The sequence below is a fragment of the Microcoleus sp. B3-A4 genome, assembly GCF_036705385.1.
Classification (GTDB): domain Bacteria; phylum Cyanobacteriota; class Cyanobacteriia; order Cyanobacteriales; family Microcoleaceae; genus Microcoleus.
In genome coordinates this window covers 25636-49502 of the sequence record NZ_JAUBUI010000045.1, presented here as the reverse complement: position 1 = coordinate 49502, position 23867 = coordinate 25636, and the positions used below count along the sequence as shown (strand labels likewise).

At 44.6% G+C, this 23867-nt stretch carries 23 protein-coding genes, 1 tRNA gene and 1 pseudogene; 3 read left to right on the top strand and 22 right to left on the bottom strand.

The window, feature by feature from the left end; genetic code table 11:
• Positions 1 to 178: 178 nt before the first annotated feature.
• From QUB33_RS18295 to QUB33_RS18260, 8 genes are all read right to left on the bottom strand, one after another.
• A complete protein-coding gene (locus QUB33_RS18295; RefSeq protein ID WP_333352186.1) occupies positions 179 to 364 on the bottom strand; it encodes a hypothetical protein in 186 nt (61 codons plus the stop codon).
• On the bottom strand, positions 361 to 1059 hold the full coding sequence (urtE, locus tag QUB33_RS18290; RefSeq protein ID WP_333352184.1) for an urea ABC transporter ATP-binding subunit UrtE: 699 nt from the start codon (positions 1057 to 1059) through the stop codon (positions 361 to 363). The genes QUB33_RS18295 and urtE overlap by 4 nt, the downstream gene beginning before the upstream one ends.
• 132 nt (positions 1060 to 1191) lie before the next feature.
• Positions 1192 to 1938, bottom strand: coding sequence for an urea ABC transporter ATP-binding protein UrtD (gene urtD / locus QUB33_RS18285; RefSeq protein ID WP_333352181.1), 747 nt, complete (start codon positions 1936 to 1938; stop codon positions 1192 to 1194).
• A 135-nt stretch (positions 1939 to 2073) separates the two neighbouring features.
• Positions 2074 to 2796, bottom strand: coding sequence for a TIGR00266 family protein (locus QUB33_RS18280; protein ID WP_333352179.1), 723 nt, complete (start codon positions 2794 to 2796; stop codon positions 2074 to 2076).
• A gap of 190 nt (positions 2797 to 2986) precedes the next feature.
• Complete coding sequence (gene urtC / locus QUB33_RS18275) at positions 2987 to 4129, bottom strand: urea ABC transporter permease subunit UrtC (RefSeq protein ID WP_333352177.1); 1143 nt, start codon at positions 4127 to 4129, stop codon at positions 2987 to 2989.
• Positions 4130 to 4156: 27 nt separating this feature from the next.
• Positions 4157 to 5311, bottom strand: a complete 1155-nt coding sequence (locus QUB33_RS18270) for an ABC transporter permease subunit (protein WP_333352176.1) — start codon at positions 5309 to 5311, stop codon at positions 4157 to 4159.
• Between the two features lie 291 nt (positions 5312 to 5602).
• Positions 5603 to 6922, bottom strand: a complete 1320-nt coding sequence (urtA, locus tag QUB33_RS18265) for an urea ABC transporter substrate-binding protein (RefSeq protein ID WP_333352174.1) — start codon at positions 6920 to 6922, stop codon at positions 5603 to 5605.
• A 566-nt stretch (positions 6923 to 7488) separates the two neighbouring features.
• A complete protein-coding gene (locus QUB33_RS18260) occupies positions 7489 to 7641 on the bottom strand; it encodes a hypothetical protein (protein ID WP_333352172.1) in 153 nt (50 codons plus the stop codon).
• Here QUB33_RS18260 and QUB33_RS18255 point away from each other — a divergent pair.
• From QUB33_RS18255 to QUB33_RS18245, 3 genes and pseudogenes are all read left to right on the top strand, one after another.
• Positions 7583 to 7972, top strand: a pseudogene (locus QUB33_RS18255) (7-cyano-7-deazaguanine synthase). The gene QUB33_RS18260 and the pseudogene QUB33_RS18255 sit on opposite strands and share 59 nt — an antisense overlap.
• Positions 7973 to 8098: 126 nt before the next feature.
• On the top strand, positions 8099 to 8989 hold the full coding sequence (locus tag QUB33_RS18250) for a phosphate/phosphite/phosphonate ABC transporter substrate-binding protein (protein WP_333352170.1): 891 nt from the start codon (positions 8099 to 8101) through the stop codon (positions 8987 to 8989).
• Positions 8990 to 9135: 146 nt separating this feature from the next.
• Positions 9136 to 11043 (top strand): ATP-binding protein, encoded by a 1908-nt coding sequence (locus QUB33_RS18245; RefSeq protein ID WP_333352168.1) that lies wholly within the window; start codon positions 9136 to 9138, stop codon positions 11041 to 11043.
• A 68-nt stretch (positions 11044 to 11111) separates the two neighbouring features.
• Here the strand turns inward: QUB33_RS18245 and QUB33_RS18240 are convergent.
• The 14 genes from QUB33_RS18240 to QUB33_RS18175 all read right to left on the bottom strand — a co-directional run bounded on the left by QUB33_RS18240 (position 11112) and on the right by QUB33_RS18175 (position 23641).
• A tRNA-Ala gene (locus QUB33_RS18240) sits at positions 11112 to 11184 on the bottom strand.
• Positions 11185 to 11304: 120 nt separating this feature from the next.
• Positions 11305 to 12033, bottom strand: a complete 729-nt coding sequence (locus QUB33_RS18235) for an HAD family phosphatase (RefSeq protein WP_333352166.1) — start codon at positions 12031 to 12033, stop codon at positions 11305 to 11307.
• A 64-nt stretch (positions 12034 to 12097) separates the two neighbouring features.
• Positions 12098 to 12997, bottom strand: coding sequence for a methyltransferase domain-containing protein (locus QUB33_RS18230; RefSeq protein ID WP_333352164.1), 900 nt, complete (start codon positions 12995 to 12997; stop codon positions 12098 to 12100).
• 255 nt (positions 12998 to 13252) lie between these two features.
• Positions 13253 to 15817 (bottom strand): ATP-binding protein, encoded by a 2565-nt coding sequence (locus tag QUB33_RS18225; RefSeq protein ID WP_333352161.1) that lies wholly within the window; start codon positions 15815 to 15817, stop codon positions 13253 to 13255.
• A 295-nt stretch (positions 15818 to 16112) separates the two neighbouring features.
• Positions 16113 to 16838, bottom strand: a complete 726-nt coding sequence (locus QUB33_RS18220; protein WP_333352159.1) for a TVP38/TMEM64 family protein — start codon at positions 16836 to 16838, stop codon at positions 16113 to 16115.
• Between the two features lie 121 nt (positions 16839 to 16959).
• Positions 16960 to 17946: an arsenosugar biosynthesis radical SAM (seleno)protein ArsS gene (arsS, locus tag QUB33_RS18215; RefSeq protein ID WP_333352157.1), complete on the bottom strand. Its 987-nt coding sequence runs from the start codon at positions 17944 to 17946 to the stop codon at positions 16960 to 16962.
• 201 nt (positions 17947 to 18147) lie between these two features.
• Positions 18148 to 18543 carry an arsenate reductase, glutathione/glutaredoxin type gene (arsC, locus tag QUB33_RS18210; protein WP_190732266.1) on the bottom strand — a complete coding sequence of 132 codons (396 nt, stop codon included), beginning with the start codon at positions 18541 to 18543 and terminating at the stop codon, positions 18148 to 18150.
• A 64-nt stretch (positions 18544 to 18607) separates the two neighbouring features.
• Entirely contained in the window at positions 18608 to 19267 is a 660-nt protein-coding gene (arsH, locus tag QUB33_RS18205; RefSeq protein WP_333352154.1) for an arsenical resistance protein ArsH, read from the bottom strand.
• Between the two features lie 7 nt (positions 19268 to 19274).
• Positions 19275 to 19979 carry an MIP/aquaporin family protein gene (locus QUB33_RS18200; protein ID WP_333352153.1) on the bottom strand — a complete coding sequence of 235 codons (705 nt, stop codon included), beginning with the start codon at positions 19977 to 19979 and terminating at the stop codon, positions 19275 to 19277.
• 104 nt (positions 19980 to 20083) lie between these two features.
• Positions 20084 to 20425 carry a metalloregulator ArsR/SmtB family transcription factor gene (locus QUB33_RS18195; protein WP_333352150.1) on the bottom strand — a complete coding sequence of 114 codons (342 nt, stop codon included), beginning with the start codon at positions 20423 to 20425 and terminating at the stop codon, positions 20084 to 20086.
• Positions 20426 to 20564: 139 nt separating this feature from the next.
• Positions 20565 to 21680 (bottom strand): inorganic phosphate transporter, encoded by a 1116-nt coding sequence (locus tag QUB33_RS18190; protein ID WP_333352148.1) that lies wholly within the window; start codon positions 21678 to 21680, stop codon positions 20565 to 20567.
• A 237-nt stretch (positions 21681 to 21917) separates the two neighbouring features.
• Positions 21918 to 22172, bottom strand: coding sequence for a hypothetical protein (locus QUB33_RS18185; protein WP_172188171.1), 255 nt, complete (start codon positions 22170 to 22172; stop codon positions 21918 to 21920).
• Positions 22173 to 22256: 84 nt separating this feature from the next.
• Positions 22257 to 22856 carry a hypothetical protein gene (locus QUB33_RS18180; protein WP_333352146.1) on the bottom strand — a complete coding sequence of 200 codons (600 nt, stop codon included), beginning with the start codon at positions 22854 to 22856 and terminating at the stop codon, positions 22257 to 22259.
• A 110-nt stretch (positions 22857 to 22966) separates the two neighbouring features.
• Positions 22967 to 23641: a HEAT repeat domain-containing protein gene (locus QUB33_RS18175; protein ID WP_190732276.1), complete on the bottom strand. Its 675-nt coding sequence runs from the start codon at positions 23639 to 23641 to the stop codon at positions 22967 to 22969.
• Positions 23642 to 23867: the final 226 nt, after the last annotated feature.

Below are 23867 nucleotides of genomic sequence, written 5' to 3'. Positions count from 1 at the left end.
GCTGCCTATCTTTTTTTACCACAAGTTGGCTCAATCCTTACTAACTATGGGTTTGGGGCGGGTCGTCACCCCCCCAGGGAAACTTCATAGGAGACCAGATTACAGGGACTCAATACACCGTTTACAAAGTCCGGGCTAAAAACAGTGATTCCCAAGTTGGTAAGAGCGGCGGTTATCGCTATTTACTCGAAATCTGAACAAGCAAATGTCTCGGCCGAGGAAATCCAAACTGCGATCGCAGAATACCAAGCGAACCCAGACGAATAAGCCATTTTTCCAATCTAAACGCTTGCCCTTCTTGCTCTTTGAGGCGATCGCTGTCATCGTCAAAATCCGTGTCGTGCCTTCCTTCAATTCTATTCAAACAGCCAAAAACCTCTGAATTACCTCATCACTTAACTCGCTAGTGCTTCCAGAAGCCACTATTCCGCCTTTTTGCATAGCATAATACCAGTCCGCTTGCCGCACAAAATGCAAATGTTGCTCCACCAACAAAACAGAAATTCCCCTAGTAGTAACCACACGGCGCACCGCAGCTTCAATATCTAAAATAATGGATGGTTGAATCCCTTCCGTAGGCTCATCCAAAACCAGCAACTGCGGCTCACCCATCAAAGCCCTAGCAATAGCTAACTGCTGCTGCTGTCCCCCGCTCAAATCACCTCCGAGGCGATCGAGCATAGTTTTCAAAACCGGAAATAACTCAAAAATTTCATCAGGAATTTCAGGATTTTTGATTTTGGTTGGTTTCGCTTCCAAACCCAATAATAGATTTTCTTTCACCGTCAAACGTGGAATGATTTCGCGCCCTTGAGGCACATAACCAATTCCTAATCTAGCCCGCTGGTGAGTCAACTTAGAAGCAATAGATTCTCCGCCAAAAGCAATAGTGCCACTGCGCGGTTGCAGCAACCCCATAATCGTTTTTAGCATAGTAGTTTTGCCCACACCATTGCGGCCGATTAAGCAAACCATTTGCCCCGCCATGACGCTTAAATCGACATCGCGCAAAATGTGACTTTCGCCGTAATAAACATTCAAATTAGAGACTTGTAGCATAGTTTTTAATGGGTAAGTGGGCCGGGAAATTAGTAGCAACTAACAAATAACTTCTTCCTTCTTCCTGATATCAGTTACATCCGTTACATCCGTTACATCCGTTACACAATCCGTTGCCGAACTTTCTTCTTCTTACTCTTCCGGTTTGCCCAAATATACCTCAATTACCCGCTCGTCATTTTGCACCTCATCCATAGTGCCCTCACACAAAACCGCACCCTGATGCAACACCGTCACCTGCCGCGCAATCTGCCGCACAAACTCCATATCGTGTTCAATTACCAACACCGAATGACTTTCCGCCAGCGAAATTAGCAACTCTCCAGTTAACATCGTTTCCTCATCCGTCAAACCCGCCACAGGTTCATCTACCAATAACAAATCAGGAGATTGAGCCACCAACATTCCAATTTCCAACCATTGCTTTTCCCCGTGAGAAAGCAAACCCGCCGAAATATCAGCTTTAGCAACTAAACCAATTGTTTCTAACAAACCCGCAACCGTGCGTTTTTCAGCAGCCGAAGCAGGCTTGAACAAAGTCGAAAAAACATTTTTATGGCGGCTGCAAGACAATTCCAAATTTTCGCGTGGCGTTAAATTCAAGTAAACTCGCGGTGTTTGAAACTTACGACCAATTCCCAAGCGCGAAATCCTATCTTCCGACAACTTGCGTAAATTTTGTCCCTTAAATAACACCCTGCCCTCTGTCGGCTGTACCTTCCCGGTAATTGAATCGAGAAAAGTTGTTTTACCCGCACCATTGGGGCCAATAATAACTCGCAGTTCCCCCGCATCCATACTAAAATTTAAACCATTGATGGCTTTAAAACCATCAAAACTAACAGTCAAGTTTTCTATTTCTAATACTTTTCCATTCATGATTGACTATTCACTCACTAATGAACAACAACTCATACCTCTTGTAAGTGCGGCAGGCAAATATTCTCCCTTATTAAGGAGATTTTCTCCCCTTCCATGACACCATACTTACTACTTTTTGCTGGCAGTTTACTCTCAAGTAAAACTGCTAGAACTGCTCGACACTGGAGATGGAGCCGCAGCCATAATTCGCTCAGCTAATTTCGAGAGCGGCAGACTTTGCAAATACACTTTTCCAGGGCCGGTTAGCTTGACTAAAAATAAGCCTTCGCCGCCAAATAGAGCATTTTTAAACCCGCCCACAAACTGAATATCGTAATCTACAGTCGGCGCAAAAGCTACTAAACAACCAGTGTCCGCCCGCAACACTTCGCCAACTCCCAAATTTTTCTCAACTATTGTTCCTCCCGCATGAACAAAAGCTAGTCCGTCACCCTGCAATTTTTGCAGGATAAAACCTTCTCCGCCAAAGAAACCGGCACCGAGCCGCTTGGTGAATGCTACCTCAATTTCAATGCCGTTGGCCGCACAGAGAAATGAGTCTTTTTGACACAAAAATTTACCGCCCAGTTGACTTAAATCTAGGGGAATTACTTTACCCGGATAGGGGGCGGCAAAAGCGACGCGGGCCTTACGATTTCCGGCGTTGACAAAGGTGGTAATGAAAAAACCCGCTCCTGTCAGCATCCGTTTGAAACCTTGAAATAAGCCGCCGCCTGTGGATGTTTGCATTTGGATGTCACCTTCCATGTATGTCATGGTTCCAGCTTCAGCCCTGACGCCTTCTTTGGGGTCGAGTTCAATCTCGATGAGTTGCAAATCGTCGCCGTAGATTTTGTAGTCAATAATATCTGCCATATGTTGCTCCTCAAGTTAAAGAACGAAGCTAGTTGCTACGGATATCTAAGTAGGTGGACATATATATTACGTTTCCTCAGACAGAGATAAACGCAGCGTTTGCCAAGCCTATTGGGATTGCTTTGTTTGTCTGTTGTAGGTGACATTTATTTATGTCAGCCTACTTATAAATTACACAATATTTTTGCACTCAATGTTCAAATTCTTCTTTTTCGAGCTGCACTTGGGGGTCTTGTTCCAGGCTGGGGTAAGTAGAGGCGTACTTCGGTCTTCTGAACAACCTGCGGATTTGGTCGAAACCTTGATGTTGCAGCCATCCGACTAAGCCGTCGGGTAGCACTGTGACTACTATTAGGAAGAGGGCGCCTTGGAAAAACAGCCAAACTTCGGGAAATTGTTCGCTCAAGAAACTCTTGCCAAAGTTGACTAGCAGCGCTCCTAATATTGCTCCTGATAATGTGGCGCGACCTCCCACTGCGACCCAGATTACCATTTCAATTGAAAAGGCAATATCCATTGCTTTGGGCGAAATGATTCCGGTTTGTACGGTAAATAATGCGCCTGCAGTCCCGGCTAAACCGGCGGAAATTGCAAAGACTAAAACTTTATATCCTGTGGGATTGTAACCTGAGAAACGCAAGCGCACTTCGTCGTCGCGAATGGCTACTAGCAGACGGCCGAAACGCCCGCTGGTCAGCCATCGGCAGAGGGCGTAAGTTGCTGCTAGAAATAGTATGGTGAGAATGTAGAAAATATATTGAGTATCTCGGTCATTTACGGTGGCTCCGAACAAGGTTTTAAAGTCGGTGAGTCCATTAGTGCCGTTAATCAGTTTTTGCTGACCGTTAAAGAAGTTGAAAAATACAATGGTTGCTGCTTGGGTGAGAATTGAAAAGTAAACGCCTCGAATTCGATTGCGGAATACTAAATAACCTAAAAGTGCGCCCAAGAGGGCGGGGAGGAGAACTACTGCTAATGCTGAGAAGGGAAATGAATAAAATGGTTGCCAAAACCAGGGGAGTTCGGTAACGCCGTAGAGGTTCATAAATTCTGGCAGTTGACTGCTGGCGGTTGGGGGAATTTGCAGTTTTAGGTGCATGGCGAAGGCGTAGCCGCCGATCGCAAAAAACACCCCATGCCCTAAACTAAGCAAACCTGTGTATCCCCAAATCAAGTCTATGCCGAGGGCTGCAATTGCTAGTGCTAAAAATCGCCCCAATTGATTGAGCCGAACGTCGGGGAGTATTCCTGGGATGAGCAAGATAAATGTGAGGGCGATCGCGCTGACAATTGCCGCTTCTTTTAGCCAGGGTTTTTGATGTGTTTTCTGCATTTTTCGCTACACTCGCAGTTGTAATTTTTAATTTTCTACCGTCCGCCCTTTTTGCGGGAAAATCCCTCCCGGCTTCACTTGCAGAAAAGCCATAATTAAGGCGAATACCATCACTTTTGCCATGCTGGTTGTGGCGAAAAATGTGAAGAAGTCGGCTAAAGGCTGGACAGGAGCGAATATTATTGCTAAGGTTCCCGAACCGATCAGGTAATTTGCAGTGCCGATCGCGATCGCAGCAACTACACTCCCCACAATCTTGCCAACACCGCCCACAACCACCACCATAAAGGTATCGACTATATAATTTTGTCCGGTATTTGACCCTACGGAACCGATCAAACTAATCGCGCACCCAGCGACACCTGCCAACCCCGAACCCAAAGCAAAAGTCAGCGCGTCTACTTGTTCGGTAGGGATTCCCAAACACGCACTCATGCTGCGATTTTGTGTCACGGATCTAATCCGCAATCCCCACACAGACTTTTGCAAAAATAGGTAAATTCCCGCCAAACAAATTCCGGTCAAGACAATAATAAAAATTCGGGCGTAGGGCAACTGAAAATTGCCTAGCGGTATGCCGCCCCGCAACCATTTCGGTGCAGTTACGTCCACATTTTGAGCGCCAAACCAAGGTTGAGTTACTGCCAGCTTGTAAGTTTGTCCTAAAAAGGCGCTCACGGCCCAGGAAATACCCAAAGATAAAGGCAAAATTAGGGCGATAATTTTGCTGCGAATGCGATCGAAATCTAGGCGAGATTTCAGCACCCGCAAACCGCCAAAAAACAGCACACAAAACACCGCAATCCCAATTACCAGAACCCAACTAACGCTGCGGACAAACTGCTGCAAAATTAAACTTACTCCCCAAGTTGCCAGGAGAGTTTCTAGCGGCCGCCCGTAAAGATAGCGAATCACGCCGCGTTCGAGAATTAATCCTACCAATGCAGCTACTAAAAAAGCGAGGGGAATCGCAAATAAAATGTATGTTTCAAAAGCAAATCCTCCCATACCTTTGAAGACATTTTGCACCACGAAAGTTGTATAAGCCCCCAGCATCATCAATTCGCCATGAGCCATATTAATTACGCCCATCAGCCCGAAAATAATCGCTAGTCCCAGGGCTGCAATTAGTAAAACTGCGCCGATGCTAATGCCGTTAAATAAACCATCTAATATCGCCACTTTTGTTACTCCTGCATCAAGTGGGTTAACTTTATTCGCGGATAATTAGGGGCGGATTTTACCCCCTTGGTGTCAACTTAAGCGTCAAGTTTTCTATAAATTATGCTTAGAGTGAGGATATCGATACCCCTAAATCTCCCTTAATCAGGGGGACTTTGAAGACTCCTGTTCCCCCTGATTCCGGAGAGTAGGGGGTGACGCAAGAACGCTCTTCTCCCCCCCTTATTCAGGGGGGCTAGGGGGGATCGAAGATACGCTGCCAACGTTAAAAAAATTGGTATTACCTACTTATCAAGCTTTGAATTTGCCACCTTTTGCGGGGTCTGACCAATCGCAAGCCAAGCCTTTTGTTTCAGCGACAAATTGATTCCAAGGCACCGGCTTCACTGCTGCTGGTGTAGCAAAAGCGATGTTAAATAAACCGTCATCTCTAACTTCGCCCAACCGCACAAATTTAGAAAGGTGATGGTTAACATCCATCGTTACTGTGCCCCCCGGCGCGTCAAAGGTTTGACCCAAAGCTGCTGCCCGCACTTTTTCCAAATCGTCGGCTGTCCCTGCTTTTTCGACGGCTTGCTTCCACAGGTAAACCATGATGTAAGCTGCTTCCATCGGGTCGTTAGTCACTCTATCGTTGCCGTATTTTGCTTTGAAAGCTTGCACAAATTTTGTATTGGCCGGAGATTCCACAGTCATGAAGTAATTCCAGGCGGCGTAATGGCCTTTAAGATATTCTACGCCGATCGCCTTTACTTCTTCTTCAGCAATACTGACCGACATTGACGGATATTTGTCTGGCCCCAAACCTGCACCCTGCAACTGTTTGAAAAATGCTACGTTGCTGTCGCCGTTGAGGGAATTGAAAATGACGCCCCCGTCTGGCAAAGCTGCCTTAATTTTAGTAATAATTGGCGTGACTTCTGTCCCGCCCAAAGGAATGTAATCTTCCCCAACTAATTCGCCGCCTTTGGCTGCTAGCTGTGCCTTGATAATGGTATTAGCCGTGCGCGGGAAAACGTAGTCAGACCCCACTAAGAAGAATTTTTTGCCTTTATTTTCTAGTAGCCAGTCAACTGCTGGTTCGATTTGCTGGTTCGGCGCAGCCCCGGTGTAGAAAATGTTCTTGGAACACTCTTGACCCTCGTATTGTACGGGATACCAGAGCATATGATTTTTTTCTTCAAATACTGGCAATACTGCTTTGCGGCTGGCCGATGTCCAGCAGCCGAAGACGGCGACAACTTTATCTTGGTCGATCAATTTTTTGGCTTTTTCGGCAAAAGTCGGCCAGTCTGAGTTGCCATCTTCTATTACTGCTTCGATTTGTTTTCCGAGGACGCCACCAGCTTTATTAATTTCTTCTATCGCTAATTGTTCGGCATCGACAACGCTTTTTTCACTGATTGACATCGTGCCGCTCAAGGAATGCAAAATTCCTACTTTGATCGTGTTTCCGCCCCCGGCTGCTGCTGGTGTAGTTCCTGTTGATGTGGGAGAAGCGGCGGGAGTTGCTGTTGGAGTTGGAGTTCTACAAGCTTTGAGAAATAAACTTGATGTTAGGGTAGCAGAACTGTATAAAATAAATTTCCGCCGATCGAATCGCTTTGTCATTTTTTCTTGTTACTCTTGAATAGATGAGTCAGATGATTGAGAATAATAACACATAGCGACTTGATATTAAGGCTCTCTTAATAAGATAGTTGTATTTTTAGATACAAAATTTATTATTAAGTAAATTAAAGTTTAAGGACAATTTTCGGCAATTTACAGTACAGTCTCTCAAAAGGGTGGCGATCGCACTGCGCTTTGAGTACGATCGGACTTGTGTAAATTACCCTGATTGTCGAATAACAAATTATTTGTCGCTTTAACGAATTAATGTCGTCTGACTACGATGAGCTGAAGTCCTTGCTATATAACGATTAGAGCAGCTTTGATCGCACCGAAATTACAGCAGTCACTTGAACACGCTCGTTGTCGCTATTTAAACTTTGGACAACTTCTGTGTCGCTTCTTAAAAAACGGGACTTGCAAAAATTACGGCAGCGTCTAACACATTAAGCTTGATTGTTTGAAAAAACAGCTTAAAATGTTGATTAGACAATCAAACTCCTTTTCATGCGTGCTGGTAATAGGAGATTGTACTCGATCGAGATCCGTTGAGGCGATCGCTCCCTTCAAAACCATTGCAGGAAAGCCAGACGCTTTTTGGTGCTAGCACCGTCGATCAAATCTCCGAAAGCATCGCGATAACCTACCTCCCGCCGTAGAATTCTCCTAAGTTTTGGCGTCGCCAGGGCTGCTGCTCTCAACGCCGATCGCATTTGCATTTGCGTCAACGCTTTAGACTATTCCGGCTATCGAGACTGTCGCCCCGATTATATTCAAGCCATGAAAGAAGTATTTCAGCTAAGGACAAAACAACGGAGAGAAGGCGAGGCAATTTCTCTCTCAACACCGCTGATTGAGCTAAAAAAGACAGAAATCATTAAAGTAGGCAATAATTGAGGAGTGGGTTGGGAAAAAACTTGGTCTTGTTACCCCGACGGTGAGGTTGCTTGCGGCGTTTGCGATTCCTGCCACTTACCACGGGCAGCATTTAAGGAGTTAGATTTACAATATCCGCTGCCTTACGCTCCCAACCCGAACACCGAGCGATAAAAATTTTCTTAAAGATTTTTCCGCACAGAAGTTTAACCAATGGATAATCTCTTTTAATCAAAGCTGATTCCAAATAGCTTATAATAGTTATGAAATTTTCAACGACCACTAAAATTCCTAAAAATTATGAAGAGGCGGCCTTTTGTTGGGTTCTCCCTATTGTTTGTAACAAGCTGTTCTACAACAGTAAATCAATCTAATCGCAGTTCTTCCAATTTGGCCGTAAGTGAACCAGAAACCCTTGAATTTGCCGTAACTGATGTTAAGGGATCAGAAGATTTGCAGCAAAATTATCAAGCATTTCGGACTGTTCTTGGGGAAGTCTTAGAGAAAAAAATTGAATTGTTCCCAGTAGATAACTATATAGCAGCAGCCGTAGCTCTCCAGTCCGGTCAGCTAAAATTAGCTCTAACAGGGCCCTCTGAATATGTGATTATGCGGGCTCGGACAAATGCTGTTCCCATCATTGCCATCACCCGCCCCGACTATCACTCACTTATTCTTGTTCGTGCCAATAGCGAGATTAAGTCAGCAGCACAATTGAAAGGTAAAACAATAGCTATGTGGGAAATTGGGGCAACTGGTGGTCATCTAGGGCCGATTAAAATTCTCCTGGATGCTGGCTTAAATCCCCAATCCGACTTCAAAATCTCAATGTTGGGGAAAAAGGGTTTGCAGGCTCTTAAAAACGAGCAAGTTGATGCCTTAGCAATTGGTTTGAATAGATACAAAGATTTACTCAAAAAAGACGGTTTATCGACCAAAGATTTTCGGATTATTTCGACCGGGAAACCCTTACCTAGTGACTTGTTTGTAGCTAGTAGCAACCTGCCGAATACTCTTGTTGAAAAAATTCGCGCTCGCGTGGTTGAAAATCAAGATAAGCTAATTGAAGCAATTTTACTTGGGAAAGCTAATGATAAGTATCAAGGAGCTAAACTGGTGCCAGTACACGACAGTGATTATAACATGATTCGTGAAGTTTATAAAGCCATTGGTCAGGGGAAAGTCTTTTAAGGTTAAATTTTATCTAATACCCAATTTGTAGTAGAGCTTTTGCCCTTAATTCATAAACTATAGGAAATATTGCCTACTACGAATAAGATACTTTATTTATGTGCATTTACTAATAAACTTGTTAAAATTTAGCTCAGGTTGCCAGTATGCAAAAGTTTGAACAGGAAGATAATGGGGCTGTAAAGTTCAATAATCTTACCCTAAATAGAGGAAAAAATAATACCGCTGTCACTGAAGAATCTCGCGACATCAAAAATCCTATCAAAAAAACTCCCTTGACTGCAATTAACCGCTTCATTTCTCGCTTAAGCATTGCCAAAAAAATTAATTATGGCTACTCCCTAGCAATGGGAATAGCCGTACTAGGAACAACAGCGGGAATGCTCTACGGAGACTATTATCAAAAGCAAGCTTTCCAAGCTTTAACCTTCGCCGACGAGCAACAAGATTTGCTCAGAGATTTAGAATATTCCGTGCAAGCAGTGCAGTCACATCCCAAACGGTTAATCTTTGTCTTGGGAGATTCAATCTGGTTTGAATATGAAACTGCTAAGTTCTTGAAAGATGTTGATGTAGTAAAAAAAAATATTGCAGAACTAGCTTTATTTACGGAAGAACATTCGGCAGAATTAGCAGTAAGTTCTGCTGCATTAAAGGAATTGTTAAACGGTTACACAACGGCTACAGATTCGTATTCTCAATTGCTCAAATCTTTTTGGCAAGAAATAGATCATTCTTCACTAAAACCAGAGGAAGTTAAAGAGGCACAGCAGCAAGTATTGGATTTAATCAGAGGGGAGAGAGCCGTTAAGCTTGATGTTAAGTTTGAGCTGCTGTCAGAGAATTTGAGCGTGATGACACAAGTAGCTAAGGCACAGCAGAGACAAGCCTACGTTAATTTTAATAGAGCTGAGAAACTACGAGAGCAAATCCTCGTAGTGAGTATGTTAGTATCAGTCGCGCTCGCTACTTTTCTAGCCATCTGTACCAGCCGCGCGATCGCCATTCCTCTCCAAGCCGTTACCAGCGTTGCTCAAACTATTACTCAACAAGCAAATTTTGATTTGCAAGCACCTGTTACTACAGAAGATGAAGTAGGAACCTTAGCAAAATCCATCAATCAATTAGTTCAGTGGGTAGCAGAATACACCCATGAATTAGAGCTGGCTCGCCATAATTTGGAAGAGCGAGTACAAGAAAGAACAGAAGAACTTACAGCAGCGCTTCACCAACTTAAACACACCCAAACCCAGTTAATTCAAACCGAAAAAATGTCCAGTTTAGGGCAGATGGTGGCAGGGGTAGCCCACGAAATAAACAACCCTGTTAACTTTATTCACGGCAACCTAGAATACGCCAACCAGTATATTATAGATTTGCTGAATTTACTCCGTCTCTATCAGCAGGAATACCCGCAACCCAAAGAGGCAATCGCAGAAAAACTCGTAGAGATAGAAATAGACTTTATCACAGAAGATTTACTAAAACTGCTTGAGTCTATGAAAATAGGTTCAGAACGCATCCGGCAAATAGTCTTGTCTTTGCGAAACTTCTCTCGCCTCGATGAAGCTCAAATGAAATTAGTTGATATCCATGAAGGCATTGACAATACACTGTTGATTTTGAACAGTCGGCTCAAGCAGGGAATTGAAGTTGTCAAAAACTATGGAGAATTGCCAGAAATAGACTGTTATCCAGCGCAGCTAAATCAAGTATTTATGAATATTCTAGTAAATGCGATAGATGCACTAGAAGAGTCATCGGGTAACTTTAAAAAAGGTAAAACTCCTCAGATTTTCATTCAGACGCAAAAGTTGGACAGTAGCCAAATTCTGGTGCGAATTTGCGATAACGGGCCTGGCATTTCACTCGCAATCCAAAGCAAGCTATTTGACCCTTTTTTTACAACTAAAGAACCAGGAAAAGGCACGGGTATTGGCCTGGCAATTTGCTATCAGATTGTGGAAAAACATCGGGGGAAAATAGAGGTAATTTCATCTTTGGGAGGGGGAGCAGAGTTTGCGATCGCACTCCCCGCCTCCTCTCAAACTTGAAGCTAGATATTGTCTATTATGAGGACATTAATGTGTTAACGACGACACATAATTTGTAATTCGACATATGGAGAATAGCGGACTCGAACCGCTGGCCTCTGCGGTGCGATCGCAGCGCTCTACCAACTGAGCTAATTCCCCTGATTGAGTTTTAATTTAGCATTTTAGATGCGGGATTGCCGAATCTAAAAGGCTTACACGTCTTGCTTGCTCTCACGTTCGCAGACCGTCACCTACACTAGCACGTAATTGCTAAAAACGTCAAGTGTTTTGCGCGGCCGGCTCAGTGGGGGCGATCGAGCAAAGTTGGGCCACTCTGTCCAACTCTAAATCCGCAAAATAGTCCACCGTCCAATTAGCTTGGCGCTGGATCATGTGAAACGGGTAAGTGTGAGTCACACCCGCAACCTGAATCCCCGCTTTTTTCGCCGCTTCAATCCCCGCAAAAGTATCTTCTATCGCCAAACACTCGATCGGTTGCAGGTTAAAGTCGGGATATTTCTGGTTGAGAAGTTCCACAGCCAATAGATAGCCGTCGGGTGCTGGTTTGCTCGCCGTCAAGTCGTCGCCTGCGACAATTAACTCAAAGTTTGCTGCCAAACCGGCCCGATGTAACACCAATTCTATATCCGATCGCATTGCCCCGCTAACTACGGCCATTTTCAGTCCAGCGACCCGAATTTTGTCAATAAATTCTGCCAAACCCGGATAAATCGGCAGTTTCTCCAAAGTATCTATTTGAGCTTTGTAAGCTTCGGCCTTGCGCCGCAGCAGCCGATCGAGGTATGTTTCTGTCAGAAATCGTCCCCGGCGCTCGAGCAGTGCGGTAATGCAAGCGCGATTGCTTCTTCCCAAACAAACTTCTCGAACCTCCCCACGTTGGAGCTGGAGATTTTCATCGAGCATCAATTGATCGATTATTTTCTCGTGAATCGGCTCGTCATTAACAATCACACCATTAAAATCAAATAAAACTGCTTTTAGAGTCATTAGTCATGAGTCATTAGTCATTAGTTTGCTAACAGTTAACAATTAACAGGCAACAGTTAATAGATCAAGCAGGAGCTGGAATGCCCGGTAAATCCCCATCAAAATCAGGAGTTCGATCGCCCCAATTCCACCCCCTTGCCACTCGCATCTGTTCCAAATCTTCCCCCGGCAAAGGTTTCACGCCCTGTGTCACCTGATTCGCCCACCAGTGTTCGTGAGTTTGTACCGCCGCGAATCCAGCCGCCCCCGCCCAAGCATCGAGGCTGCCAGCCGCGTAAGACTTAATATAAGGCTCTTCAAAGATATCAGTCAGCCACTCTGTCTGCCGCAAAGTTTTTTGGTTTCCGTCCAAAATTGCCACTTGTCCCCCAACCTTCAGCAGTCGGAAGCTTTCTCGCAAAATTGCCCGCGACACAGCAGGCGGCGTCTCGTGAAACAGCAAGGAAGCTGCGACTAAATCAAAGCTGGCATCGCCAAAAGCAACGCTTTCGGCATTTCCGTGCAACCACTCGATATTTAAGCCGGCTTTTTGCGCTTTCATGTCGGCAACTACCAGCATATAAGGCGACAAGTCCAGCCCGACAACTTCCGCTTCGGGAAAAGCCTGCTTGAGCATGAGCGTTGTCGAACCGGTGCCGCATCCCAAATCGATAATTCGGCGCGGTTTCACCCGCACAGCGTCAATTAAGCCTTGCCTGACGACTGTTTCGTGGGGAGGCAAAACATATTGCGTGATTGGATCGTAGGAAACGGCGGCACTGGGGTTGAGGTAGCCGCGTTTAATGCCGTGAAAGTTTTGGCTGGTGTAATATTCGGGATAAACTAAGTCGGGTTGTCGGTAGCGATCGCCCGCTGTTTCCCAGTCGATACCTTCGTAGAGTCGTTTCAGTGCTTGTTCGTCGATCGCCAGTCGCATCAGGGGCGACAAAAAGCGCTCGAAAATTGTATCCTTGCCAACAGCCATAAAACACCTTTAACAAAAACTCTTCTAATTTTAGCCAACAGCCGTCAACTTAGCATTAATTAAAACTTTTTGTCCCCTCCAACATCTTCCCTCGAACCTCTATCCCTTACCTCGGTTATAAACTCCGTGGGATTCCATTCCCACTTCCTCCTGATACCAGTTTCTCAAAATAATGCAACTATAGATAATATCCAAACCCTTGTATTATCAGTCATTCCCCAATTGAAAATCTAAAATCTAAAATCTAAAATACTCTTACTTCCCGTTACTAATAGGAATTTTTACCAAAAACTCCGTCCCGCCGCCCGGAGGTTTAGAAATTTTGATGCTGCCGCCGTGTCCATCCACTACAATCTTGTAGCTAATTGCTAACCCCAAACCAGTGCCTTGACCCACTGGTTTAGTAGTAAAAAATGGGTTATAAATTTTGTCTTTAACGCTGTCGGGAATGCCTGGGCCGTTGTCGGCGATCGCCACTTTCAGAAATTTTCCGCCATTTTCGCGAACTACTCCCGTGGAAATTGTAATGATTTTATCCACGCGATCGATCTCGTTCAAGGCATCGATCGCATTGTTCAGCAAGTTCATAAAAACCTGATTGAGCTGAGACGGATAGCACTCGACTGAAGGCACTTTTCCGTATTTTTTGACTATATAAATTCTATTTTTGATGCGGTTGGAGAGCAACAGCAAGGTATTTTCTATACCTTCGTGAATATCCGCCTCCTTTTTGTCAGATTCATCGAGGCGAGAAAAGTTACGCAAAGAAAGAACGATGCTGCGAATGCGTTCGGTTCCTATTTTCATAGAATTCAATATATGCGGCAAATCTTCCTCGATAAAGTCTAACTCGATTTCTTCGGTAAAGTCGGCGATTTCCGGGGGGACTTCCGGGAACTTTTGTTTGTATAAACTCACCAATTCTAATAAATTTTGAGTATATTTGCTGGTGTGAGGTAAATTAGCCGAAATGAAGTTAACCGGGTTGTTGATTTCGTGCGCTATCCCAGCTACCATTTGACCTAGTGATGACATTTTTTCGCTCTGCACTAAATGAGTTTGAGTCTTTTTCAGTTCATTTAAGGCACTATTAAGGAGTTTTACTTGGTCTTGGGTTTGACTGTAAAGGTGAGCTTGAGTAATTGCGATCGCCAGTTGGTCGGCTACCGCTTTTAAGAGTTGGATTTCCTCCTTGCTCCAAAGCCAATGAGTAACGTGGCTGCAAATTAAATAACCCTGCGGCTGGTTCTGAGTGTGGACAGGTACGGCTAAATAGCTATTAGCTTTAAATTCGGGCGGTTGAGTTACACCCTCCGCCCAAGTGTCGCTCGAAAGAATAATTGGTTCGCCTTGAGCACTCCGTACTAACACATCTTCGAGAAAGTAAGGCTCAAACTTTATGGCTTGTGTCCGAGAATCAGATGGGCAACATTCCCAGAGGATTTGTAACATTTTTTCTTGCGGTTTGTACCAACCAAAAGCCGCCCGTTCTAGGTGCAGCAAACTTGCTATTTCTTCGACTGTACTTTGCACAATTTTGTCTAATTCCAGGGAAGCGCGAATGCGTCCAGCAATCCGGTTGAGCATGGCTTCTCGCTCCGCTTGAGCGCGATTGTTTTCGGAGGAGTAAATTAGCCAAATGGCTGCTAGCATTGCCGGGACGAGCAGTCCGGCGACTACGGATGTCAGCAAATTTAATGCTTGCAGTTGGGATTCAATATTTTCGCGGGGAATTACTAAAGCCATCGACCAGTTAACTTCCTTGAGGGGAGCATAGGCCACATACACCCATTTATTATCTATTTTTACCAGTTCGATGTTCGTCTGGCGGTCGATCATCTGCCGCGCAATTGTGGAGAGTGCGGGGTCTTTTGACTGTAAAAAGCTTGGGGCCTCCTGGTCGATATTTCCGATTAAGTTATTGTTGGGATGAACAATTGGCACTCCTTGTGAATTGAGCGCAAAAGCATAACTGTCAGAACCGTATAGTAAGCTGTTAGCGACAGATGTTACTCGGTCTAATTTAATGGCGCCCGCGAGGACTCCAATTATTTTATTGGGAGCGGGAGGCAAGGCCCAAATAGGAGCTGTAATGATGATCGTCGAAACTTTTGTACTGCGGCCTATCAGCGGGTCGGAAACGTTGAGCTGCCCGGCCATTGCTTTTTGAAAGTGTTGGCGGTCTTTGATGTTCGTGCGGTTGCCTAAAGTGTTGATAAATGAGCCGTCCGGTTGAGTTAATGACAGGATGAAATACTCTTTTAACCTGTATATTTCTCTTTGCAACCGGGGTTCGACTAATTTCCAATTGACAGTGCTAACTGTAGGGTCGTAAGCAATGGTTTCTATTTCTGCTTTGCGAGTGCTGAGCCAGCGGTCGATTTCGTCAGTGCCTTTTTCTAGTTTTAATAGTGCTATTTGCTTTAAATTGTCGAGGATTAGCCCGCGCACAAAAAAATAGCTGATGCAAGCAGTTGTGCTAATGGTTAAAGCCGTGGTGGCCAGAACTAGCAGGGTCAGCAAATGGCGGCGCTGCCGTCTGTGCTGCCAAAGACTATGCGCTTGCTGCCATCGCGATTGAGCAGAACTACTGATGTTGTCCCAAAAGTGGCGCAGGTTTTTTGCTTGGTGGGATGGCGGCGCAGACACTGATCCGGCTTGATTTGCTGGGTTTTGCATCATCAAATGTTCTCTCCGAATCAAATTCATCAAACGGTATTGGTCATCCGCCAGAATTAATATCCGGCAAGTCGTGAGACCAGTTTCAGAAAATAATGCAACTGTAGGCCGGTGAGCCCAACCCTGGTAGTCATCAGTCATTCCCAATCTAAAATCTCAAATCTCAAATTTAAAATGGTATGACTTGCATTCCTGGCTGCAAACAATTCTTATTCCGATCGCACGCTCCCCTTCTATTTTGGCATCAGCTTTATATTTCGACCTTCGGTTTACCTAATTGAGGTTAGTGCTTTACGATATCTTTAATATCTATCTCGTTTGTATAACAAAATTATTGTAAATAACATAGAGAAAACACGGAGTTTTTTAAATTACCAAGGTATTATAATGTATGGGCAAAACCCTCTTGACAATTTTACCAATTTGCGCTGTGGTTTCAAGAGGAAATTTTTTCGTCTAAAGCTTTCTTAGCCAAGCGGGTTGCATAAACGGTGAGGGCGATCGTTGCTAGCAAACCAATGGCGTAGAGAGTCCACTCAGCAGCAGTGCGCGATCGCCCTTGCGATCCAAGTGCAGCCAAACTCCCAGCCAGGGAACCGATATAAACATACATGACAGTTCCCGGAATCATGCCGATCCAAGATGCCAAAAAATAGTCTTTTAGAGATACCTGCGTGACTCCAAAAGCATAGTTAAGTAAATTAAATGGAAAAATGGGAGAAAGCCGCGTCAGCAGCACAATTTTCCATCCTTCAGAGGCAACTGCGGAGTCGATCGCCTTAAATTTTTGATTACCCTCTATCTGTTTGGAAACCCAGTCGCGAGTTAAATACCTTCCTGTTAAAAAAGCGCAAGTTGCGCCTAAAATCGAGCCGATGGAAACACAAACCGAACCGCCAACGACTCCAAACAAAACGCCAGAACCCAGAGTCAGCAAAGAACCGGGGATAAATAGAACCGTTGCTACAATGTAAATTAAAATAAAAGCTGCCGGGCCCCACGGGCCGAGACTCGCGATCGACTCCAAGGCATTTTTCAGAATTCCTTGGAAGTTAAAAAACCTGGTCGCTGCAATTAAAGCCACAGCTAAACCAATCCCTAAAATCAGCTTCCACCTGTTGGATGGCGGTGGATTTTCACCGGGCGATCGCGAATCATTCATTACTTAAACTCTCCACTCATTCATTGCATACACCGTCGTTTCAAGTGTAGGGACACGGCAATGCCGTGTCCCTACTGTATTTCATCCGATTGATGATGTAAAGCGCAACTTTTCCCTTAAATTAAATCAAAGTACCGCCGCAGCTAGAACCGCTACCCGCCGTACAGCCGTAACAATAAGCAGCAGTTTGCACCTCTTGAATCAAATCTAAAGTCCCAGATTCGAGCAATTTAGCAGCAGTTATCTTTTCCCCGCTGCCAGTTTTCGCCGGCAGATGTTCCATCTGGTTAAAATCGCAGTCGTAGACATTGCCCAAATAGTCGATCGACAATTCGTTACGGCACATTAAATGTTCCAGAGTACCGGGATTAAAATTATTCTCCAAGAACCCGAGATAAGGCTTGTGCAGTTTCTTATGTTCCAAATGAAACTTAGTCCGTCCCACCGGCAAATTAGTAATCGCGAACAATTGATTAAAACAAATCCCAAAATGTTCGGCTAAATAAACCTTGTAATCTTGCTGCAACTTGCCTTGTTCCGGCGTTAGGGAAAACTTGTCTGTTGTGGGTACTTGCGGATTGTACACCAAATCTACAATTAAATTTGGGTTTTTCCCGTATCCCAACTGATTTAGCTTTTGCAGCGCCCGAATCGAACTGTCAAAAACACCACTGCCACGCATTTTTTCTACATTGTCAGCTTGGTAGCAGGGAAGCGACGCCACAATTCTGAGTTGGTTCTGCGCGCAATATTCAGGAATATCTTCAAAACCTTTTTCAAAGTAAATCGTCAAATTAGAACGAACAATTACCTCTTTACCTGCCGCCCTGGCAGCTTCCGCTAGCGGTTTAAAACCGTAAAGCATTTCGGGAGCACCGCCTGTGAGGTCAACAGTTTGAATTTGAGGAAAGCGGCGAATGATTTCAATTAATTGGTCGCAAACTTCCGGGCCAAGTTCTTCTGTTCGTGTCGGGCTAGCTTCTACGTGGCAGTGAGTGCAAGCGAGGTTGCAGCGTTTGCCGAGATTAATTTGTAAAACTGTAATCTGCTTTTTAGTTAAAGCTGAGTTAATTTTGTTTTTGAAAGGGGTGACTGCTGTCTGAATCATGTGCTAACCTTTTGGTCTGTGCTCGCAACGAATGTAGAGGCGTTCCGACGGAACGCCTCTCATAATTTAGCACTAATTCTAATAGTTCTGGACGCATCAAAACTCAAGAAACCGGGTTCTGTGCCGTTTTTGGGGGAGGTAAAGCGTCTTCCCAGAAAAAAAACCGATTTCTGACCACCCGTGCGTGTAGGACTATTAATCTTACTTTAGAGAGTCAACTAATGTTTCAACTCGTGCTTTAATTTCATCTCGAACGCGGTGAAAAGTTTCGATGGGTTGTCCGTCTGGATCGTCGAGTTGCCAATCTTCAAACACTTCTCGCAAAACCCACGCTTCGGGTAAATTCACGCCGCAGCCACAGAGAGAAATTACTGCATCGTAGTCTTCGGCATTGAATTCGTTTAATGGGTTAGATGTTTGATCGGTGATGTCAATGCCGATTTCTGACATCACTTGAATTGCTGTCGGATGAACTCTGCTTGATTCTAACCCGGAACTGGTGACTCCAATCTTGCCGGCTCCGATGGTTTTAGCGAATCCTTCTGCCATTTGCGATCGGCAGGAGTTTCTTTTGCAAACAAACATTACTTTTTTCATGGTTTTTGTTGGTTGTTAGTTGTTAGTTGTTGGTTATGGGTTGTTGTCGGGGTGCCGGCGGTTTCTAAGCGCCCGGTAATTCAAGGGCGCGATTTGCTAGGGCGATCGCCTCTTTAGCGGCTTGTTCCTTGCGTTCGCTGTAGCGATCGGTCAAATAGTCGGTTTGCTCCCGCAACAGCAAGGTAAACTTGTACAGTTCCTCCATTACGTCGATCGCGCGATCGCGATAAGGCGAATCCTTCATCGTCCCATCTTCATTAAATTCCTGATAAGCTTTCGCAACCGAAGACTGGTTCGGAATCGTAAACATCCGCATCCACCGGCCCAAAATTCTCAAAGTATTGACAGCATTAAAAGATTGCGAACCGCCGCTAACTTGCATCACCGCCAAAGTTCTGCCTTGAGTCGGTCTGACAGCCCCAATGCTTAAAGGAATCCAGTCAATTTGATTTTTCATAATGCCGGTAATATTGCCGTGCATTTCTGGACTAGACCACACTTGACCCTCCGACCACAGGCTCAATTCCCGCAATTCCTGAACCTTCGGATGCGTATCGGGAACGCTGCCGTAAATCGGCAATTCCAGAGGATTAAAAAATCGAACTTCGGCACCGAAATCCTCAATAATTCTCGCCGCTTCTTCCGCCAACAAGCGGCTGTAAGAACGCTCTCTCAAAGAGCCGTATAGAAACAAAATTCTCGGTTTGTGCGTCAAATTTGCCATGATACTTTCAATTAAAATCCCGAAATCCGTTAGACAATTCCCGATAAACTGCGACTGCTAATTGTGCTCCCCAGATAGGGGCAACCCAGTAAACCCAATGGTGCTCCCAAATCCCGCCAATTAAAGCCGGCCCGAGAGAGCGTGCCGGATTCATGCTAGCTCCGGTAATCGGCCCCATAAATGCAGCTTCTAACCCTACAGTTAACCCAATTGCTATCCCGGCAAAGCCGATGTGAGCGCGTCTATCTAGTCCAGAACCGAGGATAACAAACATTAAAATAAAGGTCAAAACTGTTTCTAAAATTAGAGACTGCAACCAGTGACCATTGAGAGGGATAGTTGCACCGAGATTTGCTACTTCACCTAAAGTAATTAGCAGCAGTTGAGAAGCTGCGATTGCACCCGCACACTGCGCTAAAACGTAAGGCAAAACTTTGTATTTTGGGAAAAAACCGCTCGCCCAAAACCCTAAAGTTACAGCCGGATTAAAGTGTGCACCGCTGATGTGTCCTAGGGCGTAAATCATCGCAGTTACTACTGCACCAAATACAAAACTGACGCCTAAATGAGTTACGGAACCAGCGCTAGTTTTGTTAACCATCACCGCACCGGTGCCTGCAAAAACCAAAATAAATGTACCTAAAAATTCGGCGATCGCCTCTCGCCTGCAATCGGGCCGAGTACAAGCTAACCTATGAGCTGTTGCATCCATCGATCTCAACTAATTTGTCCCCTCCCATCATATCAATAAAAATTGATATGTCAATCCTCAAACAAGCCATATCAGTATTTGAGTGATTAAGAAATGTTGATGGGTTAACCCGCGTCAGAACAAGGGCGCGCCGGCAGGATCTGGCTGAAGCGGCGGTATTCGGCGAGGTACTGTTCGAGGGCGACAAACTGAGCTAAATTGAGGCTGTAGTAAATCCAGCGGCCTTCTTGGCGGCTGCGGACTAAAGCTGCATCCTTCAAGGCTTTGAGGTGAAAAGAGAGTTTAGACTGAGGGACGTTGAGTCGATCGCACAAATCGCACACGCACAACTCCTGTTCCCGCAGCAACTCCAAAATCTGAATCCGCAGGGGGTCAGAAAGAGCGTGAAAGCCAGCAGCGATCGATTTATCTGCAACAGGCGGCGCGATCGGAGAATTTTTAACCATAAATTACCCTTAATTTTTTATTCAACCACTCCCGGCGCGATTTCTTGTTTTTACCGTTAGATTCGATCGGGTTATCCTTTGATGGCAATCCCAAATCAACTGCGAACTCTTTCTATTCTAGGACTAACGATTAATTCTCTTAGCGATGCAACACCCAGTAAGCACAGCCGCTGATGGTAGCAGCAATTGGCAACGTCAAAATCCATGATAGTAGAATCTGATAGAAAACGCGCACATTAGCTTTTTTTGAAATCAATCCAACACCAAAAATTGAACCTACCGAAACATGGGTAGTAGAAACTGGAAGTCCATAGCGACTGGCAGCAATAACTAAAAATCCCGTCACTAAGTTTGCCACAAGTCCTTGACCGGTATTCATGGCTGTAAGCTTTTTGCTCATTGTTTCGGCAACTTTTTTAGCATTCAATAAACCGCCGATCGCCATTCCAAAACCTACTGCTAAACTTCCCCACTGAACTGATATTGATTGACCGACTAACATCAGCGAAACAATTTTCGGAGTATCGTTCAATCCTCGGGCAAAACTGACGATTCCCGCACTTATAAAATGGCAAATATCGACTAACTTTTGGCTGGGAATTTGTAAGAAATTTCCCTGGTACCTTTGCGTGCATTTATCTAGAGAATCGACCGCGACATCAGCGGTTGTGATGCACTTAAGTATGTTAGTTGCATCGGGCTGGGGAATGGGAATAATCTGTTGAATTTCACCAGCGCAAATACACCATTCTTTCTGGATTCCTAAATAAACTCGCAGGTAGCGAGACAGGGCATAAATTAAAGCTCCTAATAGAATCGCAATCATGGGACTCAGCAACAAAGGCATTAGAAAACTTTTCTGCAATGCTGTAAAATTAACTTGAGTACCAATTGCTACTAAACCTGCACCGACAAGCGCACCTGTAAGACCGTGAGTTGTGGAAATAGGGAATCCAGTTAAGGTAGCAAGAATAACGGTTAAACCCGCAGCGATCGCGACTGCCAAATGAAAATCTGTGCCATTGGCGATCTCGTCTGGAACTAGCCCTTTTCCAGAAAAGCTTTTTACCAGCGTTTCTGCTAAAAAAATAGAAAATATTGAACCTGCAAAAGTTGTAATCGTGGCCCAACCAATTGCTGTTTTATAGTTAGTCGTCTGACTGCCAAACAGTGTCGCCACGCCTTTAAAATTATCATTAGCACCATTGCAGTATGCTAAAAAAAACGTAGCGAAAAATAGTGCAATAAGTAACATTCTCTCTATTACTCAGAATAAGTGTGGTTTATTTAAAACTGTTTTTGATCCGGGTCACTACAGCACAGAATTTGATTATATAGACACAGTTGCCTAAAATAAAATAATGAAAATCTTAAGATTTATTTTTGTAATAGGTGAGCGATCGCATCTTAATTTCGCGCAACATGGGCGCGATATTGAACGATACTATAATTAAGGCTCGGCGATCGCTTCAGGTACGCTCAACTCACCCATTCACTTAGGATTCTGTACCCTTGCCGGCACATCTGTCAGTCCCGCCTTTTGCATCAGCGAAATCACCCCTATAGATAGAATTCCCCCAATAATTGCCCCAACAACTACCAGGATGATAAAGACTTTTTGCAGAGTTTTTTTAGTTGCCGGATGGTACTGTCTCGGCAATGCTTCACCTTGCTCGTCAACTTCTTGCTCCAAGGGGTCTAGCGGATTGGACGGATTTGAGTTAAAGGGATTGGGCGCTTGATTCATGGCTGGCTTTGGTTAAACGATATCAACAACTATTTTAACTTGCGATTTGCACGCAGCAGCTTAAATAATACATTCTGGTTTCACTCAAGACTCTATAAAATTTATTAAGATACCGAGAATTTTACCAACATTATTAATAAAATATTCGCTGGTGTCAATCTCGATCGCAATTCCTTCTAGTTTGAAAAATTTCCAAATACTTCCAGTGGTGATCACTCCATAAATTGTCTGAATGTCATTTTCTTGACGTTGGTTAAATATTTGTGCTGCGATCGTTTCTGCCATGCACTGTCCTAAGCCGGATTGGATGTTGTCATTTTTGGCTTCAACTAAGGCGATAACTGGGGATTCAATGACTAGCTGTTCCGGCGATCTGCTAATTAGAAAATCGCAATAACCGCTCAAACCCCTAGCAGCGTCTACATTGAATTCTCGACCGGAAAATAAACTTATCCGCTGCGGCAGCAGTTTTTTTATCTCAACTAATATTGGCGCAACAATTAGCTCGGAGCGAGCTTTCTCGGAATTAATTTCTAGTGCTAAAGGCAGATTGAATTGCAAAGTTTCTTGCAAAAAACTGCTTGGTTCTATTTCGGGAATGTCAGCAAACAAGCCCATCTTGCTCGAAAAGGCGATGCCGAAAGTTGCCTTAATTTGTTCTATGCTAAATTGACTGTAGGGCATTTAACTCCCTCTATGAAAACAATATTTTTTTCAAACATCGCAGCCGGGGCGGGTTGATCTGATTCTACTACTTAAATTACAGATTTTAGTGAACCCGCCTCTACAAATTTTTACGCTTCTGCTTTTGACAGGCGATCGAGAGAAATTGTTGCCGCCTTAGATACTTGAGAATTCCTATCTTTTTCTAAGTATTTCAAAGCCGAAACGCTCTTAACACTCGGCAAATTGCCCAAAGCTTCAGCCAGCCTCTGGCGGATCAGCCAATCTTCCGACTGAGCAAAATTGAGGATGCGATCGATCGCCCCAAGATCTTTAATTTCTCCCAAAGCCGAAATTGCCGCCTGCTGGATCACCACTTGCTCGCTGTCGAGAGCTTTCAGCAGCACGTCGCGGGCCCGGGGATCTTTGAGATTCCCCAGAGAAACAGCAGCACTGAAGCGCACCAGCCATTGAGTATCTTCGTAAAAAGCCCGCACCAAAGCGTCAAAAGCTCTGATATCTTCCAGATAGCCCAAAGCACCTGCAGCGTCAGCGCGAATGCCGTAATCCGGGTCTGTTTCTAGCAATTTGACTAAAATAGGATAGCACTCTGCTGTCGGTTTGACCCCGAGAGCAAACACAGCCATCGATCGCACTTGTAAACTTTCGTCGTTCAACACCTTTTTAATCAAAGGCACCGCCTCTGCAGCAGGCACGTTCCGCAAGTTAGCCAAAGCAACCATTCGATCGGCTGAATTTTCGCTTTCTAACTTGGCTGCAATTTGCTCTAAGCTTAAAGTTGTCATTATGGATAAATCTTGTAGTAAAACTTTACATTCGGGTTATTTTGATTATAGGAGAGTCTCAGGAGAAAAGCAGGCAGTAAAAACCGCCCAAGGATTTGAGATCGGTGAGATTGCGAATTAGTGGCACCATTAATCTAAAGCTCAGATTGCGTGGAAATAATGAATGAGAAAGTTTATTATTTAAATCCCAAGCACAGGCGAGGTGTTTCTGCCGTTCCCTAAGGCT